The sequence below is a fragment of the Hahella sp. KA22 genome, from assembly GCF_004135205.1.
Classification (GTDB): Bacteria; Pseudomonadota; Gammaproteobacteria; order Pseudomonadales; family Oleiphilaceae; genus Hahella.
Window position 1 is genome coordinate 70195 of sequence record NZ_CP035490.1, and the last position, 23554, is coordinate 93748.

The 23554-nt window shown below is 56.4% G+C and carries 22 protein-coding genes; 11 read left to right on the forward strand and 11 right to left on the reverse strand.

Annotated features, from left to right (window positions below):
• Position 1: 1 nt before the first annotated feature.
• From EUZ85_RS31045 to EUZ85_RS00355, 3 genes are read left to right on the forward strand one after another with little or no spacing between them, the layout of a single operon-like run.
• On the forward strand, positions 2 to 160 hold the full coding sequence (locus EUZ85_RS31045) for a hypothetical protein (protein WP_164887405.1): 159 nt from the start codon (positions 2 to 4) through the stop codon (positions 158 to 160).
• Between the two features lie 18 nt (positions 161 to 178).
• Positions 179 to 667, forward strand: a complete 489-nt coding sequence (locus tag EUZ85_RS00350) for a type II toxin-antitoxin system YafO family toxin (RefSeq protein WP_127973969.1) — start codon at positions 179 to 181, stop codon at positions 665 to 667.
• The gene (locus tag EUZ85_RS00355; RefSeq protein ID WP_127973970.1) at positions 661 to 1119 is read left to right on the forward strand and encodes a hypothetical protein; all 459 of its coding nucleotides are present in this window, start codon (positions 661 to 663) and stop codon (positions 1117 to 1119) included. The genes EUZ85_RS00350 and EUZ85_RS00355 overlap by 7 nt, the downstream gene beginning before the upstream one ends.
• A 189-nt stretch (positions 1120 to 1308) precedes the next feature.
• Here the strand turns inward: EUZ85_RS00355 and radC are convergent, their stop codons facing one another.
• From radC to EUZ85_RS00395, 8 genes are all read right to left on the reverse strand, one after another.
• On the reverse strand, positions 1309 to 1749 hold the full coding sequence (gene radC / locus EUZ85_RS00360; RefSeq protein WP_127973971.1) for a DNA repair protein RadC: 441 nt from the start codon (positions 1747 to 1749) through the stop codon (positions 1309 to 1311).
• Between the two features lie 85 nt (positions 1750 to 1834).
• Positions 1835 to 2779, reverse strand: a complete 945-nt coding sequence (locus EUZ85_RS00365) for a 5'-nucleotidase (RefSeq protein ID WP_127973972.1) — start codon at positions 2777 to 2779, stop codon at positions 1835 to 1837.
• 61 nt (positions 2780 to 2840) lie between these two features.
• Positions 2841 to 5909, reverse strand: a complete 3069-nt coding sequence (locus EUZ85_RS00370) for a hypothetical protein (protein ID WP_127973973.1) — start codon at positions 5907 to 5909, stop codon at positions 2841 to 2843.
• Between the two features lie 278 nt (positions 5910 to 6187).
• The gene (locus EUZ85_RS00375; protein ID WP_127973974.1) at positions 6188 to 6745 is read right to left on the reverse strand and encodes a hypothetical protein; all 558 of its coding nucleotides are present in this window, start codon (positions 6743 to 6745) and stop codon (positions 6188 to 6190) included.
• Between the two features lie 36 nt (positions 6746 to 6781).
• On the reverse strand, positions 6782 to 7129 hold the full coding sequence (locus tag EUZ85_RS00380) for a GFA family protein (protein WP_127973975.1): 348 nt from the start codon (positions 7127 to 7129) through the stop codon (positions 6782 to 6784).
• A 32-nt stretch (positions 7130 to 7161) separates the two neighbouring features.
• Positions 7162 to 7542, reverse strand: a complete 381-nt coding sequence (locus tag EUZ85_RS00385; RefSeq protein ID WP_127973976.1) for a hypothetical protein — start codon at positions 7540 to 7542, stop codon at positions 7162 to 7164.
• A gap of 129 nt (positions 7543 to 7671) precedes the next feature.
• Positions 7672 to 10179 (reverse strand): ExeM/NucH family extracellular endonuclease, encoded by a 2508-nt coding sequence (locus EUZ85_RS00390; protein WP_127973977.1) that lies wholly within the window; start codon positions 10177 to 10179, stop codon positions 7672 to 7674.
• 380 nt (positions 10180 to 10559) lie between these two features.
• Positions 10560 to 11480 carry a histone deacetylase gene (locus EUZ85_RS00395; RefSeq protein WP_127973978.1) on the reverse strand — a complete coding sequence of 307 codons (921 nt, stop codon included), beginning with the start codon at positions 11478 to 11480 and terminating at the stop codon, positions 10560 to 10562.
• A gap of 253 nt (positions 11481 to 11733) precedes the next feature.
• Here EUZ85_RS00395 and trxC point away from each other — a divergent pair, with 253 nt between their 5' ends.
• A complete protein-coding gene (gene trxC, locus EUZ85_RS00400) occupies positions 11734 to 12168 on the forward strand; it encodes a thioredoxin TrxC (RefSeq protein ID WP_127973979.1) in 435 nt (144 codons plus the stop codon).
• Positions 12169 to 12339: 171 nt separating this feature from the next.
• Here the strand turns inward: trxC and EUZ85_RS31050 are convergent, their stop codons facing one another.
• The gene (locus tag EUZ85_RS31050) at positions 12340 to 12513 is read right to left on the reverse strand and encodes a hypothetical protein (RefSeq protein WP_164887406.1); all 174 of its coding nucleotides are present in this window, start codon (positions 12511 to 12513) and stop codon (positions 12340 to 12342) included.
• 479 nt (positions 12514 to 12992) lie between these two features.
• Between EUZ85_RS31050 and EUZ85_RS00405 the strand changes: the two genes are divergently transcribed.
• Positions 12993 to 13406, forward strand: a complete 414-nt coding sequence (locus EUZ85_RS00405; protein ID WP_127973980.1) for a carboxypeptidase-like regulatory domain-containing protein — start codon at positions 12993 to 12995, stop codon at positions 13404 to 13406.
• 44 nt (positions 13407 to 13450) lie between these two features.
• A complete protein-coding gene (locus EUZ85_RS00410; protein WP_127973981.1) occupies positions 13451 to 14608 on the forward strand; it encodes a lipase family protein in 1158 nt (385 codons plus the stop codon).
• Here the strand turns inward: EUZ85_RS00410 and EUZ85_RS00415 are convergent.
• Entirely contained in the window at positions 14605 to 14958 is a 354-nt protein-coding gene (locus tag EUZ85_RS00415; RefSeq protein ID WP_127973982.1) for a hypothetical protein, read from the reverse strand. The two genes, EUZ85_RS00410 and EUZ85_RS00415, sit on opposite strands and share 4 nt — an antisense overlap.
• Positions 14959 to 15175: 217 nt before the next feature.
• On the opposite strand from EUZ85_RS00415, the gene EUZ85_RS00420 reads away from it, so the two are divergent.
• Positions 15176 to 16075 carry a carbohydrate kinase family protein gene (locus tag EUZ85_RS00420; protein ID WP_127973983.1) on the forward strand — a complete coding sequence of 300 codons (900 nt, stop codon included), beginning with the start codon at positions 15176 to 15178 and terminating at the stop codon, positions 16073 to 16075.
• Here EUZ85_RS00420 and EUZ85_RS00425 read toward each other — a convergent pair.
• The gene (locus EUZ85_RS00425; RefSeq protein ID WP_127973984.1) at positions 16066 to 18093 is read right to left on the reverse strand and encodes a TonB-dependent receptor domain-containing protein; all 2028 of its coding nucleotides are present in this window, start codon (positions 18091 to 18093) and stop codon (positions 16066 to 16068) included. The two genes, EUZ85_RS00420 and EUZ85_RS00425, sit on opposite strands and share 10 nt — an antisense overlap.
• A 289-nt stretch (positions 18094 to 18382) precedes the next feature.
• Here EUZ85_RS00425 and EUZ85_RS00430 point away from each other — a divergent pair, with 289 nt between their 5' ends.
• From EUZ85_RS00430 to EUZ85_RS00445, 4 genes are all read left to right on the forward strand, one after another.
• Positions 18383 to 19390 (forward strand): hypothetical protein, encoded by a 1008-nt coding sequence (locus EUZ85_RS00430; protein WP_127973985.1) that lies wholly within the window; start codon positions 18383 to 18385, stop codon positions 19388 to 19390.
• Positions 19391 to 19726: 336 nt separating this feature from the next.
• Complete coding sequence (dhbC, locus tag EUZ85_RS00435; RefSeq protein ID WP_127973986.1) at positions 19727 to 20941, forward strand: isochorismate synthase DhbC; 1215 nt, start codon at positions 19727 to 19729, stop codon at positions 20939 to 20941.
• Positions 20941 to 22611, forward strand: coding sequence for a (2,3-dihydroxybenzoyl)adenylate synthase (locus tag EUZ85_RS00440; protein WP_127973987.1), 1671 nt, complete (start codon positions 20941 to 20943; stop codon positions 22609 to 22611). Before dhbC ends, EUZ85_RS00440 begins: the two co-directional genes overlap by 1 nt.
• Positions 22612 to 22646: 35 nt before the next feature.
• On the forward strand, positions 22647 to 23549 hold the full coding sequence (locus EUZ85_RS00445) for an isochorismatase (protein WP_127973988.1): 903 nt from the start codon (positions 22647 to 22649) through the stop codon (positions 23547 to 23549).
• Positions 23550 to 23554 lie beyond the last annotated feature (5 nt).

Below are 23554 nucleotides of genomic sequence, written 5' to 3' on the forward strand. Positions count from 1 at the left end.
TATGACCGACAAGAAAAAAAACGAAACTCCAAACAAGCCAGCTTACGTAGCTCGTTTTAAGCCAACCCCAGAAAACATAAAGAAAGTCGCCGATGCATTCGAAAGAGCAAGAAAGGATGCCGAGAAAAATGGACACAAGTGGACCATGATTGTTTACTAAACCGCAGGGAAGCAGTTGATGAGTAAGGCTAAAAAGGTTTGGCTTAGTCCACAGATAAAGAGCCAGTTCCAAGCAATTCCAGAGCTTCAAGACTTAATAAGGGATTTTATCGAGTACAAGAAAGAAAACTTAAAATTCAATGACACAAATAACTATATAAATATTAGATATCTTATCGGGAGGGATGTTCCGTATGACAAAGACCCTCTTAAGCTAGAAGATACATACCACGCACATATTCTAGAAAAAGGCTCTCCCTCGCATCTGAAGGCGACAAGAAGATACAACTTTAATAAACAAGTAGACTGGACAAGCAATTACGCCCTAGTATACTGCACGCTTTGGTCAGAAGATAAACTTCCACATAAAGAAAGAAGCGCATTTGGAATACTGGATTTCTGGCTTGATGCGCATGGCCAGCTCAATACAAATTCTAAATTCAGACTTCAAGAAATGGTTGATGAGTTTGAAAGAGCGGTAAATAAAGGAGATACAATGCTATGGTAGCTTCAAATAGTGAAGTCAATTGGCGCCAGGGCGCTCCAGAAAAAGGCGGTATTTATTATGTCTCCGCCATCCAGTATCCAGCAGGCACTGTTTATGATGTTCTCTTTTGGCAGGTTGATCCAAGTGGAGATAGTTACTGGGTGCCCTTCGACTCCAAAATCGCCAAGGTAGTCGGTTTCATACCCGTTTCTGAAGTCATAGGCGCCTTCACGGGTGTTCTAGATCCTTCTGATGGCTCTATAGTTCCAGACGCCATCATCCAATGGCAATATGGCGAGCCAGATCGCACAAAACCTTGCCTTGCCGCCCTCCGCTATATGTACGACGTGATGACCTGGGATGAGGAGTTTGGCTGGAGCGTTCCTTTGGAGCACTGCGACGCTTATATTCCCTTGGATGAGTTTTTAACGAAAGTCGCCGATCTCCTGCCTTTTGAAGATAAGAACCAGTAACATAAGCACAATGTTGGATGGCGCTTCGCTTATCCAACCTACGGTTTTTTTGCCATACGCCCAGTTGCTTCCCTGGGCGCACGCCACGCATTCTTAACAGAGCATCTCTATCACTGACGCCGCCGAATTTTCGTAGGTTGGAAAAGCGCAGCGCCTTCCAACATTCGGAGTAGCTCAAGCCCCACTCCCCTACAAAATCCCATTCTCCACAAAACTAAACTCCTCCATCCCTCCAATAATCACATGGTCCAGCACTCGTACTTCCAATAGGTCGAGGGTGCGTTTCACTTCTCGGGTGAGGCGGATGTCTCTTTGGCTTGGGCGGGCGTTTTGGGAGGGATGGTTGTGGGCGAGGATGACGGCGGCGGCGTTGAGTGAGAGCGCCTTTTTGGCGATTTCGCGGGTGTGGACGGTGGATTCGTTGTAGGTGCCTCTGAACATCAGATCGAACTCGATAACGCGGTGCTGGTTATCCAGAAACAACACGCCGAAGGCTTCGTGTTGGAGTTCAGCCAGATTCAGTTTCAGGTAGTCGTAAGCGAAGCGGGGGCTGGCGATCACTGCGCCGGGCTCGCGCAGGCGGGCGGCCAGGATGGTCAGTGCTTGTTTGATAATGCGATTGCCCTTCATTTGATTTGCTCCATTGGGGCTGGAAAGTGGTTTGGAGCAAATTTACCTCAGGCTCTGGTTCACATGTGAACCTCTAATCTCAAGCCTATGAAACCTTGATAATTGGGTTTTTATTCGCAATCCCAAAAGGGATATGAACCATTGGAATATTTTTGCCCTCTGAGTTTAAGTGGCTCCGCTGGTCGTCAAAAAATACATGAGGCCGTAGCACAGATAAAATTCTCTCTTTCTTCATCCCTCCTAAGAAGAAAGTCTGATTAGAACTAACACCCCAGTCTTCGAGGGTAGTAATTACCCTTTCATGAGAAGGAGCATTTCTAGCTGTCACTATTGATGTTTTAATAATTCTCTTATAGTTCCTATCTTTCTCCCTCTTTTTATCTTCAAGCTTTTGAATAAAAGAAAGTTTTTTGAACAAATCAGCTAAAGGTCCAGGCTTATGAGGAATATGAGAATTTGCTACTTCGTAGGCATGAAAGTCAGATAAGTCTTTTCCCTTAAACACAGCCTCAGACTCATCGTCGGCAATTACCCCATCGAAATCAAAAGCAATTCTAAGTTCATCATCGCCTTCATCATCTTCTACGTTGGTCGGCAATACTGTCCCAGCTGGGTGGCCTGATTCAATAGCTTTTATTACATCCGTTTCGTCCGCCGACAAAAATAGTGACGCATTAAATGCAGGTATATACTTATAGGGAGACTCACCTTCCATGAAGGCTGCCCTTGATATATCAAGACCATAACACTGAATTGATCTAAAAACTCTTTTTCCAGTTGCAGCAGAGTTTCTAGACAGCAATACAACCTCTACAGGTTTAGTCCGTGAAAATCTTTTATTAATACTTAGAAATCTCCTTATAAGAGGAAACTCCACTCCCTTCCCTAGAACTCTATCTATGTTTTTCTCTTGATATTTCTTATATTTTTTAGGCCCTTTATCAACAAATACAGCATGCGACTCAGATAGGTCAAACAATGCACTTGAAGATACAGCTATTACAAACTTCTTATCTATCGGATAAGGCATTACAATCAGCTCAATATATTTCTATAAATCCAATATTATTGCTCTAACGCTTTTCTCCCGACTAAAACCCACTAACCTTCATACTCTTCAACACCAACTTCCAGTTCTCCATTTGGGTTCCTTCCAGGTTCAGTCTGCTGACCATGTAGTACAGACGCTGTGTCGCCGTGCCGTTGGGGGTGGTGGTGAAGCGTTGTTTTAGCCAGTAGGGGGGGATGGATTGGTAGTAGAGGGTGGCTTTTACGCTGAGGGCGCCGGTGTTGACGCCGGATGGCAGGGTGACTTTGTAGGTCAGTGCGTCCTGGCCTTTGAAGCCGGGGCCCTGGTCCTGGTAGTCCGGGTCGTCGCCGACGCCGTGGGGGTCGGTGGAGGCCATGAATTGCTCCATTACCTGCCCTTCCGGTTTAAACACGGTGGAGACGCGCCAGCCTTTGGGTAGCAGGCGGTTGTCTTTGGGGCTGTAGACGCGGTGGACGAAGCTGGTGGTGAATTCGTGTTGCGCGTTCTGGTTCAGCTCTTCGTAGATCTGCACCTGATTCTCCTGCGTGATCAGCTGATAATGCGGCTGATAGGCGTCCGGGCTGGGCAGGAATTCGGTTTTCAGGGGGATGCCTTTGCCGTCCACGATGACGCCCACGGAGTTGGTGCGGCCGGAGCCCCACACCACTTTGTCGCCGTCCATCACCAGGAACTCCAGGAACGCGCGGCGGAAGGCCACGCCGCTGGGGAAGCGGTGGCCGGTTTTGTTGGTGAGGGTGACGTTGGCGGTGAGCACGCCGTTGCTGACGCCCTCCACTTTCACGTCGATGTCCACCGTCTCCTTCTGCGCCTGCAGAATCATATTATCGATGGCCAAGTCCACGCCGTTGTCCGCGCCGGTCATGTAGTCGGTTTTATCCACGCCGAGAATCTCAGGGAACTGGTCGAACATCTCCAGCAGGAACACGTTCAGGCCTACATGCTCATGACGGTTGTAGTCCGGACGCAGGGGGATATCGATATCTTCCAGCGGCAGGGTGTGCTCCGCGGCCGGATAGTTGGCGTCCTGAATCGTGGCGACCTGAGTGACGAGCTGATCAATGTCGATGCTGCCGTCCAGGGTTTCAAATCCGCCCGGCATATGGCAGCCCTGACAGCTCTTGAAGTCTGAGTTGGGGTCGTTTTCACCCTGGGCGAAAGCGCTGTTCTGCCATTCCAGGAAGGTAGCCTGCTCGATGGTATGAGAGTAATCCTTAAACGCCGGATTGGTTTCGGCGGCGTCCAGCACCGGGTAGGGATTCTGGGTCATGCCGATATTGGGCAGGTTGATGGTGTGGCAGGTGCCGCACATCTGCGAATCCTTCATGAAGCCGTTATGCACCGGCTTCACGCCCAGCACGTCTTCCATGGGGCGGGTGGATACGTCCTTGAACGGGCCGTAGTACTCATCATCCGGACCGCGTTCGAAGCGCCCGGTGGAATTGTGGAACAGGCCAAACGCCAGCTCTTTCGGCGTCAGCGGCGTCAGCCAGCCGGGATTGGTCGGATTCCAGCTAGACACCTGCTCGGCGGATGGCTCGTTGATGTGATGACACACCACGCAACTGATGCCCTCCCGCGCCAGCTCGCCGTATTTGTGATAAGCGTAGTCCTCGGGTTTGGGCTCGGCGGCGGAGAGCACCTGGGTGAGGTAGAAGTAATCCACCTTGAAGTTGGGGTCAAGGGCGGGATCGACTGCGGCGTCGATTTCCAACTGACGCTGCCCCATGGCGCCGTGGCAGCTCAGGCAGGTGTTGGTGATGGCGGTTTGCGTATCGGCGACGCTGCCTTTCAACGGCGTCGGGGTCATCATCCCGTCCGCCGCCACATAAGCCATTTCGCTCTCCAACTGCGAGTGGAAGATGGGGTCGCGCCCGGCCAGCCCCATGGGCGACCAACGCCACTCCCCGTATTCGGAGACATTAAAGCCTTCGCCGTAATTAGGACCGGTCTGCAGAAACATGGTGACGCCATACGGCAAACCGCCCAGGCCGCCATGACAGCCCAGACAGTTACTGGAGGTGATGAAAGCTTCCGCGCCATCTGGACCGGGCACTACATGGTCCGCCCACTGCGACGGGAAAGGTCTCACCTTTAGGTAGACGCTGCGCGCCAACTCCGGAAACTGCTTCAGGAACGCGCTGTTCGGATTAGGCAGGGCTTCGTTCTTCATCGGCAGCGCGGATAGCTCCGCCTGCCCCATATGCTGACTGAGGAAGGCCTGCAGACCGGGTACTTCAGAGTCTTCCCAGGGGCGTTGCAATTCAGGAATTTCGAACACCGACTGGGCGTAGGGATCGTCTTTCAACAAAGACAGGGGATAACTGCTCAGATGATCGGGACTGCGCCAGGACGTATCGACAAAAAAGCGCAAGGGATATTCTTCCGGCAGGAAACCTTCAATATTGCGCAACGCGCTGAAGGTAAACATATTTTCCGCCGAACCATGGCAGCGCAGACAAGGCGCGCCGAAGCTGGAGTACGGCGCGTGGCTGTAGTTGTCCAACTGGCTGTCCACCGCTTCTGCAATGGTCTGCCCTTCTCCCGCCGCACTGGGCCCCGCCCAGAACCAGCCATCCTTGGAGCCGGCTTTATCACGCACCATCACCGACCAGGCGGTGAGCAACTTGCCGAGCATGGTTTCATACGCGTCGGGGTCGGCCTGGTATTTGGGGTCTTTGGCGAGATCCTGATAGAGCACGCCGGGCGCTGTGTACATCTCCTTGACGATCATGGCGCCGTCAGGGATATCGCCCTGACGGCCGTTCTCCAACCAACGCATGACCTCCGGTGAGTAGAAGATGCGCACGGCGGGATGGGTGCCGAAATACTCGTTGCGGATGAAGGGGCCGGTATCGCGCACGCCCTTGTCGCGCTTCCAGCCGAGCTTTTTGTAATCGAATTTCAGCAGCCAGGTGTAGAGGACTTTTTCATAGTCCCGCAAAGGCATGCTGGTGGGTAGCGGGAGATCGGCGGGTTGGCCGTCGGACTGACTGGCGGATTGCGACCTTGACGGGGAGTTGGCTCCTGTCTCCGGCGTGCGGCAACTGGTGAGCAGCAACGACAGGCAAACAGAAACGCCGCCGACGAGGGTCAGAACATCCTTACGCATAGCAACCTCCTCGCTATGTGAGCGCAACGCGACGGTCAACGCCGACGTCACGGCTCCTTTGCACCCATGGCAATCACTTTTTATCCCGACAACGCGCAGTTGCGGGGCCAGTCGCGCTTCATCCGATGCATCCCCCCTCCAGGATGTCGGCGACCTGACATTACAAAAGTTTTAGACCATGTTTGAAATTACGCAAGGCGGTTGATAACGGAGAGAAGGTGGGGAGGCGACGCCGCGCAGTGCGATGGAGATGCGCGGCGAGCGGCCTGGAGAGGCGTTTATTCGTAGTCGACGGCGGACGGATTTCTTTCGAAATAACGTTTGTAGAAATTTATGTAGTTGTTGTTGACTTTCATGGCGGTGATTTCGTCATAGCCCAGTTCCGTCGCTTCGTCGTCCCACAAACCTTCTCCGTCGAAGCCGTTGGCGAGCACGGAGTCGTCGCTCACTTCCGCCAGCTTGCCCATCAGGAACATGGGGTCTTGCGGGTTTTCATCTTCCAGGATCAGGTAATCATAGCGCTGTCCCAGGGTGGACAACGTCGTGCGCCAGTTGCTCAGGTCGCATTGAATATCGAACTCAACCTTCTCGTAGAGCCCCTCTTCCTTCAGCATTTGCGTCTGCAGGATATTGATGGCGCCCATGTAAACGTCGGTAATGTCGCCCATGCGAATCACCATCAAACCGTCGAGGTTGAAGTCATACACGTACTGCAACAGCACCAGCTCGTCGGAGTAATCCAGCACGAACGCCTGCAGGCAGTTCTCGTCCACGTCATCCCGCTCGATGGAGACCAGGGTTCCGTTTTCTTTGGCTTCTTTGATTTCTTCCAGCATAAGTTTTCTCAATGTTAGCGAGGACAGGCGCGTGAGTTATTTCGAGCGCCCGTCATAGTGATTCACTTTTAACGCGTCCAGATCCACCCCTTCCAGACAGCGGGCGTTGATCGCCGCCATCTTGGCGCCGGAGGGGTCGGTTCCCTCTCCGAAGGGGTGAATGCCGCAGGTGGGGCAAAACCGATGCTGGATAACGTGTGTGTTGAAGGTATACGTGCTCATAGCGTTTTCCCCGGACGTCAGCGTCAACTGCGACCGCGGCACAAACCACAGCAACGACCCTTTACGGGAACAAATGGAACAATTACACGCCAAAACTTCCGTCAGTTCGCCTTCCACTTCAAATGCGATTTTGCCGCAGTGACAACTGCCTTTGTAGTTCATAGTGGCTCCTTGAGTTTTGTTGCGATCAATCTCTATTCAGTTATCCAGCCAGACGTTGCGCAACGCCCGGATATAAACGGAATGAGGTTCGTCTTCATCCGCATTTCGTCTTTATCCAAACAAAGAAGGCCATCCTCCTGCAAAACGCCTTTCTGAACAAGTGTTGCGATGACAGCATCGGTGCGATCGGGGTAGGCGAGATAATCTTTACGCTGACCGGAACGAAACGGCCAGTCGTCATAGGTGTCGGAAACAAACTGAATGTCGTCGCCGATATTATTCATCAGATACCAGCACACGATGGTCGCCGAGACGGGATGGCCGACGATTTCATTTTGCGTACTGACGGGAAGATGGGCGAACGTGATGCGTTCTTGCTTGGTTTGGTTGACAAGTTCGTAGCCGACCGACATAGCGCTCTCGTAAAGATTGTTCAGGCAGGTAGAGCCTCCTCCTCCCCGCTTCCGTAGAAGACGAGGGGGAGGAAAGCCGTTTCAGCGCATTGCGCCGACGCTTAGCCTAACAATCCTGGCGCACGCCGACTACAGCAGGCGCAGGAAGGCGAACACGTCCAGGAAGCTGATGCGGCCGTCTTCGTTCAGGTCGTACTGACGGTTGTCGTCGTTGACCGGACGGAACAGCTGCTTCAACAGCATCAGCAGGTCGCGGCCGTCCACATCGCCGTCGCCATCGAAGTCGCCTTTCACTTCCTCTTTGACGCCATCGAGACTGATTTCCACGATGACCGGGTCATGGTCGGACGAGCGGTACGCGTCCGGGCTGTACAGGCTCAACACCTGAGCGTCGGTTTTGAACTCCACGTTGTAGTCCAGCACCTTCGGCTCATCGCCGTTGATGTGCCACTCGGAAACGCCAACCACCTGGGGAGCGAGAGAGGCGCTGGCCAAGGCGTGATCCAGATAGCCGGTTTCACCGGAGAACACGTAGGAATAGGCTTCGTCGCCGATCAGTTCCGCAGGCATGTTGTGATACCCCTGCGCCTGCAGCGCCGTGATGGGGTCTTCCTTGGCGTAGGCGTTCAGGTCGCCGATGATCAGCACGTCCGCGTCTTCCGCGCCGGTAGGATCGCTCGCCAGCCAGTCCGCCAGCGCTACCGCGGCTTCGCTACGCTTCGCGTTGTAACAGCCCTGGCCGTCGCCTTGATCCTGGTTGTCGCCTTCTGCGTTGGTGCAGCCTTTGGATTTGAAGTGGTTGACCACCACGGTGAGCTTGCCGTCGTTGTCATTCAAGGAGAATGTCTGCGCCAGAGGCTGACGGTTGAAGTCATCGAACGGATAGCTGCTCAAGGTCTTGGCGGCGCCGGCCGGGGTCACTTTATCCGCCTTGTAGATCATGCCCACTGCGATTGCGTCGCCGCCCAGGGACGACAGCCCCGGATTTACGATTGCGTAATTGCCGCCTGCCGCATTGAGGCGGTTGACCAGATCCTGAATCGCGGAGTCTGCGCCGTAGCCGTCGTTCTCAATCTCCATCAGACCTACAACGTCCGCATCCATGGCCAACAGAGCGGCCACGGTTTTCGCCGCCTGCCGCTCCAGCTCTTCCGCAGTGGAAGCGCCGCGCGCCGTGGGGAAACCACCGCCCTGGCCATCGCCATTGAAGAAGTTAAGCACGTTGAAGCTGGCTACTTTCAGGTTGCCGGCGCCAGTGGTCGCAGGCGCGTCGGTGCGCGGGTTTTCCGCCACAAACGCTGGCGTGACGGTGGGATACATACGGTATACGGAGAAGCTGTAGCTGATGACGCCGGTGAGTTCATTCACCTTGTCGCCCACCCGCAGGGTGTTCAGCGCACTCAGTTCCGGCGCGGGGAAGGGAATCACCGCCGGGTTCTGCTTCGTGCTGCCGTCGTCCAACACCAACTGGTTCAGGACGTTGGCCGCCGCGACCGCCGCCGCCTCTTCTCCCGGAGTCGCTAAATGCGTAGGGATATAACGACGGCCATTACCCAGCAGGACCTCGCCGTAGCGGCCCAGGTTGTATACTTCGTTGACAGTCCAGGGCTGTGCGGAAGTCACCAGCATGCCTTCCACTTTTTCCAGGGCGTCGGCGCTGTCCAAAGGCAGAGATACCTGCGCCGGAGTCACCCGGTTGTCGCCGCCACACACTTTGATCGCCTGCACCGCGTTGACTTCCGTCAGGTCGTGGTATTCAGTCACCGTCCCCAGCACCCGCACTTTCTGGCCGACGCTCACGTCCAGCACTGAGGCGTCTGCATAGACCAGTACGCCTTCCGAGGTCTTGTCATTGCCATCCTGGTCCGCGTCTTCTTCCTGCACGAAGAAGCCCTTTTGCTCATCCGCGCCTTGCAAGTCCGCGGTCACTACCGCTTCCAGCACTACCTGCTGGCCATTCAACGGCGAGCTGGCGCCGTCGCCCTGAATAGCGCTGATCAAGGTGGCGGGATCGCCGCACTCGCCGATTTCACCTGGCTCGCCGCCTGGATCAGTAGGGCCGTCGCCATAAGAGCCCAGGCCATCAAAGGTGTCGTTGGCATAACCGTCCCATTGCAGGGTGGGATCGTAAGCGTCATAGGGATCGCTGTCGCCAGATTCCACATCGGATTTGCGACGCATCGTGTTGTTGGCGGTGCTGACGTCGCCAGCGCCCCACTCACTGCCGGGGTCCACGCCGATCTGGCCGATAGAGTCCACCGCCGCACCGCCTTTCAGCAATACAATGGCGTCATCGCCGTTGAAAAAGCCGCCGCCGCTGGTTAGATCCGCCTGCGCCAGAATCGCCGGATCGGCGCTGCTGTGGGCGATGACGTAGACGTCTCCCGCCGCCAGGGTTCCACTGAGATTCAGCGTCACGCCAGCGCTGGAGGAGCCGTTAAAATACATCTGCACTTCATAAGCGCCCAGGTCAACGTCGGCGCTGGTTCCGTTATAGATTTCCAATGCTTTGTTGTTGCTGGAGCCTTCCACATACTCAGAGAAAAAGAGGTCCGCCGCTGCGTGGGCCGCGCCGGTATGGAGCATCGCCATGCCCAATAACAACGCGGATACCTTGAACCTTGGCTTGGTAGTCATGTTTGTTCCCTTTTTACTTTATTTTTTATCGAGTTATCCCCACCCGTTTTCTCTAACGGGCAGGCTTAGTCTAGCTTATCGGCGGACGGTGATTATGCGATCTGATCCGGATTCCGGATATTTACCTTGAGACGCGGACGCAGATAGTTGCGACCGCCAGGCGCTCCAGCCTGGAAATCATCGAACCGTCGGGGAGGAAGTCGTTTCCGGGGAAAACCTGTCTAATGAAACAGGAAACCGGTGACAGGTTTACGCGAAACAGATGACAAAAATGTGACGAACTATCCGCAAAATCAGGGAATTAACAGAGAAGCGCGATAAGCGCCACGGGCATGAGGAAATCTGAAGAGGAGAAAAGCCAAGGACGGCCTGGCCGTCCCCTATAACGCATATTCCTGATAAAGACGGTCAGCCACGCCATGCATGACGCCATGGCGTGCGGCCAGACGTTTGCGGTCCTTGTCATAGCCGCCGCCAATCACGCAGGCCACCGGGACGCCGCGCTCCAGGCACTGACGGATGACATACTCATCCCGCTCCGCGATATCTGCGTCTTTAAGATGCAGGTGTCCCAGCACATCATCGTCGTGCACGTCGACGCCAGCGTCGTACAGCACGAAGTCCGGTTGGGTCAGGTCGAAGATATAAGGCAGCCAGTGCTCCATGGTCTGCATGTAGGCGCGACCGTCGGAGCCCCGGTCCAGCTCAATATCGAAATCACTGTGGGCTTTGCGATAGGGAAAGTTCTGCCGACAGTGAAAGGAGCAGGTGAAGATATCCGGATCGTCCGTGAGGATGCGCGCCGTGCCGTCGCCCTGATGCACATCGCAGTCGATGATCAGCACCCGCGACGCCTCGCCCCCGCGCACCAGCACTCGCGCCGCCACCGCCAGATCATTGAATACGCAAAAACCGCTGCCGTGATCGTAATGGGCGTGATGAGTGCCGCCCGCAAGATGGGCGACCAAGCCATATTTCAGCGCCAGTCGCGCGGTCATCAAGGTGCCGCCCACCGCCCGGAAAGTCCGCGTGCAGACGCCTTCCGACCAGGGCAAACCGATCTGGCGCATATGTTTGGCGGACAGCTCCCCGTGGCGAAAGTCGCGCACGTAATCGGCGCAGTGCGCCAGGGCGATGTCTTCCTGGGTCGCCGCTTCTGGTGTAAACAGATTGGCGTCCGTCAACACGCCTTCCGCGCGCAGGAACTCGGCCAACAGGCGGAACTTCTCCATGGGAAAACGGTGACCAGCGGGAATTTCAGGACTGTACTCGGGGTGATAAACCAGCGGAACCTTTGCCATACAACCAATATCATCTCTTGCGGGCGGCGCATGCGCCCAAACTCTTAATCAGGCAGCCAAATAGCTTCCTTCTATTTGTCTGCAACGACAGGGCCTGCACAGGTCAGGCCCTGTCTCCCGCAGCTTGTCGCCGCGCAGGCGCGTCCATGCGCCTAGTTATTAACATGCCAATACCATTGCCATATTAATAACTTGAAACACCCTCGTCCTTCCCCCATCTAGCATGGAGTTCAAACATTCAGGGCGTAAAGAAATGAGCGATACATTACAGGTTGTCTGTCCCCATTGCGACACCACCAACCGGGTTCCCGCAGCCAAACTCAGCGCTGGCGGCAAATGCGGCCGTTGCAAGCAACCACTGTTCGCTGGACATCCCGTCGCTCTAGGACAGAATAATTTCGGCAAGCACCTGCAGACCAGCGACCTGCCCCTGCTGGTGGACTTCTGGGCGCCCTGGTGCGGCCCCTGCAAAATGTTCGCGCCGATTTTCGAGCAGGCCGCCGCGCAATTGGAGCCTGCAGTACGTTGCGTGAAAGTGGATACGGAGAGCAACCCGCAACTGGCTCAACAATTCCAGATCCGCAGCATCCCCACCCTGGCGATCTTCAAGAAAGGCCAGGAAGTCGCCCGCATTTCCGGAGCGCTGCAAGGCCCACAACTGGTTCAGTGGGTTCGGGAAAATTTGTAAGTCACTCCTTCGCAGCAAAGCGCTTTCCTCTCGCTCCTGTTCTCTACGGGAGCGGTATTTGACTATCAACGACGCATGATTTCTGCATGAGTAGATTTGCCAGCGACAAGAAAAAGCTTGGCTTAAACATTCTTATTCATACGTTCACTCTATCTGATAACAGGAAGAGAGTTATTCAGAAGTCTTTTCTTGGTGCTGCTGGCTTTTCTTTTTTGCCCATTCAGCAGCTTCACGCCCTAAGCGCTCTAACCCCTCAGTTGTGTCCAGCTCCCGCGCCCATTGCTCCATTTGAAACTCAGTCAGAGCATTTTTAGACTTTCTTTTAGCTTCTTTCGTATTAGCCATTAGACACTCCTATAACTACATCACTTGCTTTCTTACATCTTAAGCCAGTGACTCTTTCAGACGCTAACCCAGACTTTCAGGCTATTAATCTATACGCCAGCGCGAATCTTGCTGGCTAAGTTTTTTAGTTCGTAGTCCAGCAGAGAGGTAGCGTCTTCGCCTCCCGAATCTGAAAAAACCGCCTGTCTAACTATTGATCTAACTGGTCAAAAAATATTTCTTTTTTCATATTTCTGAAAAATCAATCAGTTATATTTCCTCGTAAAAAAATACGGAATATTTTGACGCATTTCATAAAAAGTCAGCGCTTACTATTGCATTGTCCCGCGGGAACGCATATCCAATGTTTGCTGGCTGTTTTATCGTCAGCGCACATTGAGAAACTAAACTAATAAGAAGAACACAGAGTCGTGACTACCAAAAATATTATCTGGATGGTTGCCGTTCTATCGATATGTCTGTCTAGCAAAGGATGGTCTATGTCTATTTTCGATATCGGAAAGGTCTGTCTCGCTTCAGAAATGTCGGCTGTCGTCACCCTCAACGGCGACCCTGTCGCCGGCGCCCAGGTGCAACGCACGCTGACCTGGGGGAGCGATGAAAACGCCGTCGAAGAAACCTCCACCGACGCCCAGGGCCGCTTCCAATTTCCCGCTTATTATTCCCGCACTGTATCCAAATACTTACCTGGTCAACCCGTCATTCATCAGAAAATGATCATTCGCCATGACGGTCAGGAATACCTCGCCTGGACGACCAGCAAATTAAGTTTCGATGAAAATTCCGAACTCGGCAAAGGCGTCAAGATTCGTCTTAAGTGCGACCTCGCCGATGAGGAGTCCGTCAAGGAAGGTCGCTCCTATGTAGTCAAGGGCATATGCCAATTGGAATGACCGAATAACCAAAACAAAAGCAGTCATTACAGGGGAAATCAGTCGTGGCAGTTCTAACTCCATCTGAGGCGGCGTACGCTGCAGAGCGTTCGTACCGCATCATTCATGAACGAGACGTCAGTCTTTTCGGTAATAAACTGGCGGGGAAATTCGCCCTCAACAATGAGTCGCGCTTCGAAGGCGTCGCCGGCGCGTCCATTTTCAAATATCAGTCCGGATTCGGCCTCGCCGCCCGCGGCGTGAGCGATATCTGCAACGAGTTCCGCGACGACGCATTTATCGTCACCCGCGGCACCGACGCCACCAACTTCCGGGACATACTGACCGACGCGCACACCTCCGTGCAGCGCTCCAGCAGCGGCAACTTCGTGCATACGGGATTCAACACCACGTTCAAATCCTTCGAACAGGATATGCGCAATTTCTTCCGCGGCTACAATCCACGGAGGGTGCATTGCGTAGGCCACAGCCTGGGCGGCGCACTGGCGTCACTGATCTCGGAATGGCTGGTGGAGAACAACGTAGCGGAACCGGTGCTGTACACCTTCGGCAGTCCACGGGTAGGCTCGTCCGGCTTTGCTTCCAACCTCACCCGCCAGGTGAACGCCGCGAATATCTATCGCGTCGCCCACAGTACGGACCCCGTGCCCTGGATACCAACCTGGCCGTTCTATCATGTGCCCAACCCGGGAACGGAGTGCTTCATCGACTGCGGGATGAACTTCGCCTCCAAAAACCACCTGATGGACCACTATATTGACTCGGTGGAAGGCAAGACCTGGGAGTCCCTGAAAATCAGACAACCCAGCGCCAGCCTGACGGACGATGTGGAGAAGTGGCTGAAGTCGGACGGCCCTATCTCTTTCACCGTCAACTCCTTCAATATGATCAACAAAGCGCTGATCTGGGTATTGAAGAAAGTGCTGCACGGCGTCGGCATTGGCGTCAACGTCGCCCTGGCGGCGGGGCTGACCGTTATGGACCAGCTGGCGATGCTGCTGGATCAGGCGGTGCGCATGGGCAAAGAGATGGCGGGGCTGGTGGAGCGTCTGATTCTGAAGATGCTCAATGCGGTGGGTTACGCGATTTCCAAAGTGGAAAGCATCACCGTGAATTTCCTGCGCTGGACTCTGAAAGTATTCACCTCCTTCATGTACAACCTGGCCCGCAGAGCGGCGGACGCGGTGCGCCTGAGACTCTAGTCCGTCCGCGTCACAGATGCGTCCGTCCCTGGGGACGGGCGCGTTAACGCATACAGGCTGGCGTCCACCTTGCCGGCGTTGGCGTAGATGCGCAGGTTACCGCCCATGGCGTTCACTTCCGTGTTGGTGGGATTCTGATACAACGCCGCGCGGAACTGCGGGTACTGAATATCCGGGTCGCTCAAAAGCCCATGGCTAACACTGAACTCGAACAATCCGGGAAGAGTAAACACCAGCTCACTCCCTTCCTCCCGCAGCGCGCCGTCAAACTCCGCAATCCATCCGGACAGGATGGCGTCTCCATGCAGATACCGGCGAAATATCGCCAAAATGTCAGAAAATAAGGCCATTTTCTCCCCTTTTCTCTCTCATCCTCTCGATGTCCGCTACTGACGCTCAGTTCCTCCCCCACACTCCTCCGGCGAATCCCTGGCGACGAGGGAGCAGACCTGTCGTTTTTGCGGTTATTCTGCCCAAAACACGGCGGCTATTTTGCCCAAAAGGGGAAGTCTTGTCCGCCAACGAATAATAACTCCATATTCCCTTTTACCTTCAGGCGGTAATCCTATGTCCATGTCCGTATTGGTCGTCGGCGGCGCATCTTTCAACACCCTGATTCATTTGGATAACTTCCCGCAACCCCAGCCTCAGACCCTGCTCGCCAAAGGCAGTTATCAGGCGGTCGGCGGCACTGGCGCCGGAAAGGCGTTTAATCTCAAACAGTTGGGCATGGATGTGCGGCTGCACATGATTCTCGGCAAAGACGAAGCCGGTCACGCCATCCTGCGGGAATGTCGTCGTCGCGATCTGCCCTGCATCGTCGAGCTGATCGATCAACCCACGGAGCAGCACACCAACCTGATGGCCGCCGACGGCGGGCGCATTTCCATCTTCACTCATCCTTCCGCAGACGAAGCGCCGCTGCATTGGAGCGACCTTGACCCGGCGCTGAAGCAATGCGATATCGCCGCCGTCAGCATTCTCAACTACACCCGACCGGTGTTGGCGCGAGCGCGGGAGTTGGGCAAACCGCTGTGGATTGACTTGCATGATTACGACGGCGCCAACCCGCATCATGATGAGTTCATTCAAGCGGCGGATGCGCTGTTTCTGTCCAGCGATAATTTTCCGGACTACCGCGCTTTCATGGCGCAGCAAGTGGCAGCAGGCAAGGACTTTGTCGTCTGTACTCATGGCGCACACGGCAGCACGGCGTTGGACGCGGAGGGGAACTGGTACGAACAGGATATTGCTGAAGGGTTTGAGCTGGTGGACAGCAACGGCGCCGGAGACGCGTTTTTTAGCGGCTTTCTCTACGGTTATTGCCAAGGCTGGGACATGCGCCGCCGTTTGCGGGCGGGAACCCTGGCGGCGGCGTTTTGCATTACGTCCACGCAGTTGGCGTCGGACCTGCTCTCAGCGGCGGCGCTGGAGCAGGACCAAGTGGTCGGGCCAGATCAGAACTGAGCTTTCAGGGACAGGTAATAGCGACGACCGTCTTCATTGATTTCATAGCTCTGCTCACGGTCCACCTGTTTGTCCGCCAGGTTCAGCACGCCGGCGCCGACGGAGAAATACTCGTTGATCGCGTACAGGGATTGCAGGTCAAAGGTGACGTACTCCTGCAGCTTGATCAGCTCGGAGCCATCACGGGAAATATAGGCGTACTGCTCGCCCACATAATTGCCAGTCAGCCCCAGATCCCACTGATCGCTGACGGACCAGCCCAGCTTCACCGTCCCGGAGTGACGCGGACGATATAACAGCGGCTTGGGGTCCTGGCCGTCGCTGACATCCTTGGCGTCCAGATAAGTGTAGCTGGCGCGCATATCCAGATCTGTCGTCAGGTTATAGCGGAATGACGCCTCGACGCCTTCCGTCTTCACTTTGCTGACGTTCTGGTAAGCGAATATCGGCCGCCCGTCAGGCAGGAATCCGACAAAGTTATCAAAGGTCGGGGCCAGATCAGGATCGCGGGTGCGGCTGGAGATGTCGATCATGTCTTCGATATCGTTGCGGAAGACAGTAAGCCCGCCGCCCCATTCGGAATAGTCGAAGCGCACGCCGATTTCCTTGCTTTCACTGGTTTCCGGCTTCAGTTCGTCGGAGCCGACGATATAGCATCCCGCCGTGGCGCTGCCGCAGGAAGCGGAGCCCCAGTTAGGACTGTTCTGCAACAGCGTCGGCGCGCGGAACGCCTTGCCCCAACCCCCTTTCACGCTGATTTCATCGCTCAGCAGATACACCAGATAGGCCCGCGGGCTGTTGTGATTACCGAAGTTTTCATGATGATCCAGACGGTTGCCCAAAGTCAGCAACAGGTCGTCGCGCAGCATGAACTCGTCTTCAATAAACAGCGCCTGTTGTCTGACGTCAGTGGAGTCGGATTCGCCGAAGGAATCCGTCCCCGGTCTGCCCGTCAGCGTGGAAGGATCTTTCAGTTTTTGATAGCGCGCTTCCGCCCCCAGAGTCAGGGTTTGCGCCCATGCGTCGATGGGCAAAGTCACCCGGCCGTCGATGCTGGCGTTGTGCGCCTTATTTGGGTTGCTTTGGCCGCCAATGTTGCCGGTGTTGTTCTCGATGCGATCGCCATACAGCTTGATTTCAGTATCGCCGAAGCTCCATTTACCTTTATGGGTCAGCGCCACACCGAGGCGGTCCAGATCCTGTTCATCGTGCTCCCGGGAGGAGCTTTCCAGCGCCAGACTGATATTCTGCGTATTGCTGGCGGCCCAGGTCAGTTCACCGTTCAGCGCGTGATTGTCGTTCCTGGCGAAACCGTCCAGCGATTCGCCGCCGCTTTCCGGGTCCGGATTCACGGCACCGTCAGCCTCACGACGATCCACACTGCCGTAGAGCTTCACGCCCAGGCTTTTCTCCGCCAGCGGACCGCTGACATAAAAGCCCAGTTTGCGGCTGTCGCCGGCGGCGCTGTCTTCCTGCACAACCGTATCCACCGTGACGGAGCCATGCCACTGCTCGCTCACTGGTTTGGTGATGATGTTAATCACCCCGCCGATAGCGTCGGAGCCATACAGCGAAGACATGGGACCGCGAATCACTTCGACTCTGTCGATGGCTTCGACGGGAATCCAGCCGGTGTCGAAGTCATTGCCGCGAAATACCGCTGACGTACTGTCCACGCGGCGTCCATCGATCAGCATCAACACATAGGCGCGATCCAGGCCGCGCAATTGCAGAGTGCGGCGGTTGGCGTTCCCGCTCACGGTGACGCCCTCGATTTCTCCCAATGCATCCACCAGATCATGCACCGGCTTCGCCTGCAGTTCCTCACCGCTGATAACACTGACGCTGGCCGGCGCCGTCGCTTCATCCTGGCCTTTACCCGAGGCGGTCACCACCACCGGTTGCAATAACTGGGCGCTCCCTTGTGTTTCCGCTGCTGCGGCGGAAGCGGCGGCAAGACCGCAGGTTCCGTATAACGCCAAAGAGCGAACGAGCATACGATGCGAACTGTTTTTCATGACTGCTGTTACCGATAAAAACTGAAATGGAATATTGCGAAGCAAACCACGCCAGGGCGCGTCTTCGGAGGCGACGTCGGAATGACAGCGGAAATCAGGCGTATCCAGGAATGGAAGTGCGTCAGAGTCCGCAAGCGCTGCGGGAGGCGGAGTGACGGCGCGCTGTCCTTACGAGCGGGGCCAGACTATTGCAAATGAGAATCATTGTCAAATGACAATAAATCGCCTTCCAGGTAAACTCTTTTCTCCTGCAGAACAAGCGACTAGCCCTCAAGGAATTAGACAATTCGTGAACCCGCACGCCTCCGCACTTCCTGTCCACGAACCTGCAACACCTGCGTTGGCGGCGTTGCTGAGACGACGCCAGATCGTCGGGATCGGCGACGCCCATGGCGTGGCGGCGATCCTGCAATGGCTTATCGACAGTTTGCGGCGCCCGGACATCGCGCCATGTCTGGACACTATCGTCGTCGAGTTCGCCGCCGCCCGCAGTCAGCCTCTGCTGGACGCCTATATCGCCGGAGAGCCTGGACTTGAGCACAAGATCGACGCAGTTTGCAGCGATACCCTGCACTTTTGCGCCTGGTTCGCCGAGGTTTACCGACGTTTTTTTCAGGCGGTGCGACAGATTAATCAGCGTCTGCCCACGCCACGTGTGCGCGTATTGGCGGCGGACCCGCCTATCGACTGGCGCGCCGCCGACGCTGGACGCCAGTGGCGAGAGGCCCACCAGCGACGGGAAGCTCACTATCAGGCGTTGATTGAACGGGAGGTCATTGCGCGTAATCGACGCGCGCTGTTGATCTTTGGGGCGTTCCACTTACTGCGTAATTGCCCGGCGGGCTCTACGCCGGAGATGGACGCAGCGTCGGAAATAAACAACCCGCCAGGGATAAATGGTCCGCCCCTGGCCAGCCGCCTGCACAACCTTGGTCCAGAGCAAAGTTTTTATCTCTGGCCTCATTTCGGTCATCGCCCCGATGTCATGGCAGTTGCGCAAGGTGAAGGCTGGCAAGCGCCCACGCTGGTTCACACTGCCCGCAGCGCCCTGGGCGCTCTGCCATTCGCAGCGCTTAGCCAGCGGACGCCCTATCTCAGCGAACGCCCAGTGCGCGAGCTGTTCGACGGCTATCTGTTTCTCGGCGCGGTCGACAAACAGAGGACCGTTCCACGGCACGGCGACAGCCCGATTTGGCTGGCGGAGCGGCGCCGACGCGCACAGCTACTGCCGCCGCCACATCGCCAGCGCTTTCTCGCCGCCATCGACGCAATTCAGAACGTACACGACGCCGAGTGATAGTTGAGTTTTGGTATTCCCAACCGGAGAAGACCACTCTCCGAACGATTCAATGCGTCTAACAATCGGTTGCAAATAATAATCAATATCAAATAACATTGATTTTCTTTCGCGAATGCGGTCGACCTGTCCGCCCCCCTTGCGAGGCGCGCCGCTCCTGTCTGGCGGTACGTAAACCAGGCCTGAACTTGTCATTTTCCACTCCATAGGACAAGAAAATTTCTCTTCAAATGAGAATTATTTTCATTTAGATTATATTTTACATTTCTTAACGCGGGGCGGCTCACCGGTTCTGAGGAGCAGCCTGTCTGATAACCAGTCACCTAAGGAGCAGGCATGAATGACTTGACGTTGCATCTGGAACCACAGGCGGATGATCAAGCGTTTCTCCAATTGCTGAAAAAACATCTGACGGAAACTCCTTTTTTCTTCTCCTCACCCCGGCAAACCCTGATGACCGCCGGCGTCTTCGCCCGTCTGGGCGCGGGAGACCTGAATGAAGCCATCCCCGCCGCCCTGCGCGAGGCCAGGGAACAGGGAATCGAAGATCCCATGGTGGTCGGCGCCGCGCCTTTCCTGCCTGGAGAAGCCCCCATGCTGACAGTGCCGACCCGGTCCTGGCGTCGTCGCGACGTGGTTTCCGGACGCACCGGCGTCATCACCGATTTCGGGAATTATGAGGCGAAAGAAGTGCCGTCCGGCGCGGGCTACAAACAAAGCGTGAACAGTGCGTTGGAACATATCCGCCGCGGCGACATCAGCAAAGTGGTGCTGGCGCGCTCCCTGGAGCTGCGCGCCGACCGTCCTATCGACATCGTGCAACTGCTGACCAACCTGCGCCGCGCCAATCCGAAAGGCTATAACTTCGCCGCCAATCTGGCGGATGCGGCGCACCCCCGTCGTTTTCTGGTAGGGGCCAGCCCGGAGTTGCTGGTGTCCCGCAGCGGCATGCGCGTGTTCGCCAATCCGCTGGCGGGCTCTGTGGCGCGCAGCCCGGATCGTAAGGAAGACGCCCGCCGCGCCGGCGCGTTGCTGCAATCGGAAAAAGACCTGCATGAACATGCCGTGGTGATCGACGCGGTGGCCAAAGCGCTGGCGCCGTTCTGTCGAAATCTGGATGTGCCCAGCACGCCTTCACTGACGCAAACGCCGACCCTGTGGCACTTGTCCACGGAAATCACCGGGGAGCTGATCGATCCAGCCATTACTTCCTATGCTTTGGCGCAGGCGCTGCATCCTACGCCCGCCGTGTGCGGCTATCCCACAGAGCGCGCTCGGGAATTGATTGGTGAACTGGAGCCCTTTAATCGGGGCTTTTTCACAGGCATGGTCGGCTGGAGCGACGCCTCCGGCGACGGTGAGTGGGCCGTCACCATCCGCTGTGCGGAAGTGGAAGACCGTCTGCTGCGTCTTTACGCAGGCGCAGGCGTGGTCGAAGGCTCCGACCCGCAGAAAGAGCTGGACGAGACCTCCACCAAGTTAAAAACCATGCTGAACGCCATTGGCCTCGACAGCCATGCGTCCACACCGATCCGCGTGGAGATCGCCTGATGTCCGCGAGCATGGAGCAGCCGCAAATCGAACTCACGCCCTGGCCCGCTGCAGAGGCGGAGCTGTATCGCGCCGCCGGCTACTGGACCGGTGACGATCTGGGAAGCATTCTGAGTCGCGGCGCTCAGGCGTTCGGCGACCGCACCGCAGTAATCGCCGGCGAGCGTTCCTGGACTTATGGCGATCTTAACGCCAGGGCGGATCAGTTGGCATCAGGATTAAATACCCTCGGAATTACTCCGGGTTCCAAGGTCGTGGTGCAACTGCCTAACATCGGCGAATTCATTGAAGTGATTTTTGCGCTGTTTCGCCTGGGGGCGGCGCCGATCATGGCTCTGCCCACCCACCGTTACGCCGAGATCAGTTACTTTTGCGAATTCGCCGACGCCGTCGCTTACATCGCCCCGGCAAAAAGCGGCGGATTCGACTATCGCGATATCGGCGGGAAACTGAAAGACGAGCGTCTCGTGCAGCATGTCATCATCGCCGGCGATGCGGGCGATTTCGTCCCTCTCGACGGCTTATATCAGGCGCCCGGCGCGGCGCCGGAGATTGATCCGTCCGCCATCGCGCTGATGCAATTGTCCGGCGGCACCACCGGCATGTCCAAACTGATTCCGCGCACTCACGACGACTATCTGTACAGCGTGCGCGCCAGCGCCGAGATTTGCGAATTGTCGCCGCAGACGGTGTATCTCTCCGTGCTGCCCGCCGCGCATAATTTCCCGCTCAGTTCACCGGGCGTTCTGGGAGTTCTGTTCGCAGGTGGAACCGTGGTGTTGTCCGAATCCGGCGCGCCGGATATCGCGTTTCCGTTGATCGCCCGTCACCGGGTCACCATGACCGCCATGGTGCCGCCGCTGGCCCTGGCCTGGATGACCGCCTGCGACAATCTGACAAAAGCCGGCTCGCCGCCGGATCTGTCCAGCCTGCAGGTATTGCAGGTGGGCGGCGCCAAGTTTACCGAAGAAGCCGCCCGCCGCGTTACGCCGGTCCTGGGTTGCAAGCTGCAGCAGGTGTTCGGTATGGCGGAGGGGTTGGTGAACTACACCCGTCTGGATGACGACATCGACACCGTCGTCACCACTCAGGGGCGCCCCATTTCGCCGGCGGACGAAGTGCGCATCGTGGACGAGGACGACCAGCCGGTCGCGCCCGGCGCCACCGGATTATTGCTGACCCGCGGCCCCTACACCATTCGCGGCTATTTCAAGGCGGCGGAGCACAACGCCAAATCCTTCACCGCCGACGGCTTCTATCGCACCGGCGATGTGGTGCGTCTGACTGACGCCGGTTATCTGGTGGTGGAAGGTCGCGCTAAAGACCAGATCAATCGCGGCGGCGAAAAAGTGGCGGCGGACGAACTGGAGAATCATCTGCTGGCGCACCCGCTGGTGCATGACGCCGCCGTGGTGGCGATGCCGGACCCCTACCTGGGCGAGCGCACCTGCGCCTACGTCATTCCGCAGAATCATGCCGCCGCGCCGGAGCAACGCCCGCGCCCGCAGGATCTGCTCAAATTTCTGCGCGAGCGCGATCTCGCCGTGTTCAAGATTCCAGACCGCATCGAGTTCGTCGACGCCTTCCCCAAGACCCGTCTGGGCAAGGTGGACAAGAAGGCGTTGCGGCAGATGATCGCGGATAAGATCGCGCCGCCCACCATGGCTTAAACCAGAACAAGATTTAGGTTGATAAGGACCCCTTAATGGCTATTCCAAAAATCGCTGACTATTCCCTGGCGAACGCATCCGCCCTACCGACCAATAAAACGGACTGGACTATCGATCCGTCGCGGGCGGTGCTGCTGGTGCACGACATGCAGCGTTATTTCGTTAACTTCTACAATCTGGACGGAGAGCCCATGGGCCCTCTGCTCGCCAATATCCAGACGCTGAAGGCTGCCTGCAAAAAAGCCGGCGTGCCCGTGGTGTACACCGCCCAGCCTGGCGATCAAACGCCGGAAGACCGCGCGCTGCTGACGGATTTCTGGGGAACCGGTCTGGCGGCCGATCCCAATCTGACTGATATCGTGGCGGAGCTGGCGCCGGAAGGCGACGACATCGAATACGTGAAATGGCGCTACAGCGCGTTCAAACGCACGCCTCTGCTGGATTACATGCGCGAAAACGGCAAAGACCAGCTCATCATCTGCGGCGTCTACGCCCACATCGGCGTGCTGGCCACCTCACTGGAAGCGTTCATGCTCGACATCAAGCCTTTCGTGGTGGCGGACGCCGTCGCCGACTTCTCCGAGCAGGAACAGAAAATGGCGCTGAACTATGTCGCGCAACGCTGCGGCCATGTGGATGCGCTGGAAGTCGTGCTGAACGCGCTTCAGGGCGCAACGACTCAGTCCGCGCCAGCCGCAGAGCCTTTGAGTCTGGAAGCCCTGCGTCGCGACGTCGCCGCCATTCTCATGATGAGCCCGGAAGACGTGGACCCGGAAGAAAATCTGATGTACATGGGGCTCGACTCCATTCGCGTCATGTCCCTGCTGGAAAACTGGCGCGCCCGCGGCGCCGACATCACCTTCGTGGATCTGGCGGAGTCGCTGACCATCAATGAATGGTGGCGCACCATCGAGCCGCGCCTGACGACGGAGGCCTGAGATTG

Excerpts from the sequence above, each read along its gene's own strand:
- EUZ85_RS31045 (WP_164887405.1), top strand. The coding sequence starts at position 2 with ATGACCGACAAGAAAAAAAACGAAACTCCAAACAAGCCAGCTTACGTA.
- EUZ85_RS00350 (WP_127973969.1), top strand. The coding sequence starts at position 179 with ATGAGTAAGGCTAAAAAGGTTTGGCTTAGTCCACAGATAAAGAGCCAG.
- EUZ85_RS00355 (WP_127973970.1), top strand. The coding sequence starts at position 661 with ATGGTAGCTTCAAATAGTGAAGTCAATTGGCGCCAGGGCGCTCCAGAA.
- radC (WP_127973971.1), bottom strand. The coding sequence starts at position 1,749 with ATGAAGGGCAATCGCATTATCAAACAAGCACTGACCATCCTGGCCGCC.
- EUZ85_RS00365 (WP_127973972.1), bottom strand. The coding sequence starts at position 2,779 with ATGCCTTATCCGATAGATAAGAAGTTTGTAATAGCTGTATCTTCAAGT.
- EUZ85_RS00370 (WP_127973973.1), bottom strand. The coding sequence starts at position 5,909 with ATGCGTAAGGATGTTCTGACCCTCGTCGGCGGCGTTTCTGTTTGCCTG.
- EUZ85_RS00375 (WP_127973974.1), bottom strand. The coding sequence starts at position 6,745 with ATGCTGGAAGAAATCAAAGAAGCCAAAGAAAACGGAACCCTGGTCTCC.
- EUZ85_RS00380 (WP_127973975.1), bottom strand. The coding sequence starts at position 7,129 with ATGAACTACAAAGGCAGTTGTCACTGCGGCAAAATCGCATTTGAAGTG.
- EUZ85_RS00385 (WP_127973976.1), bottom strand. The coding sequence starts at position 7,542 with ATGTCGGTCGGCTACGAACTTGTCAACCAAACCAAGCAAGAACGCATC.
- EUZ85_RS00390 (WP_127973977.1), bottom strand. The coding sequence starts at position 10,179 with ATGACTACCAAGCCAAGGTTCAAGGTATCCGCGTTGTTATTGGGCATG.
- EUZ85_RS00395 (WP_127973978.1), bottom strand. The coding sequence starts at position 11,480 with ATGGCAAAGGTTCCGCTGGTTTATCACCCCGAGTACAGTCCTGAAATT.
- trxC (WP_127973979.1), top strand. The coding sequence starts at position 11,734 with ATGAGCGATACATTACAGGTTGTCTGTCCCCATTGCGACACCACCAAC.
- EUZ85_RS31050 (WP_164887406.1), bottom strand. The coding sequence starts at position 12,513 with ATGGCTAATACGAAAGAAGCTAAAAGAAAGTCTAAAAATGCTCTGACT.
- EUZ85_RS00405 (WP_127973980.1), top strand. The coding sequence starts at position 12,993 with ATGTCTATTTTCGATATCGGAAAGGTCTGTCTCGCTTCAGAAATGTCG.
- EUZ85_RS00415 (WP_127973982.1), bottom strand. The coding sequence starts at position 14,958 with ATGGCCTTATTTTCTGACATTTTGGCGATATTTCGCCGGTATCTGCAT.
- EUZ85_RS00420 (WP_127973983.1), top strand. The coding sequence starts at position 15,176 with ATGTCCATGTCCGTATTGGTCGTCGGCGGCGCATCTTTCAACACCCTG.
- EUZ85_RS00425 (WP_127973984.1), bottom strand. The coding sequence starts at position 18,093 with ATGAAAAACAGTTCGCATCGTATGCTCGTTCGCTCTTTGGCGTTATAC.
- dhbC (WP_127973986.1), top strand. The coding sequence starts at position 19,727 with ATGAATGACTTGACGTTGCATCTGGAACCACAGGCGGATGATCAAGCG.
- EUZ85_RS00440 (WP_127973987.1), top strand. The coding sequence starts at position 20,941 with ATGTCCGCGAGCATGGAGCAGCCGCAAATCGAACTCACGCCCTGGCCC.
- EUZ85_RS00445 (WP_127973988.1), top strand. The coding sequence starts at position 22,647 with ATGGCTATTCCAAAAATCGCTGACTATTCCCTGGCGAACGCATCCGCC.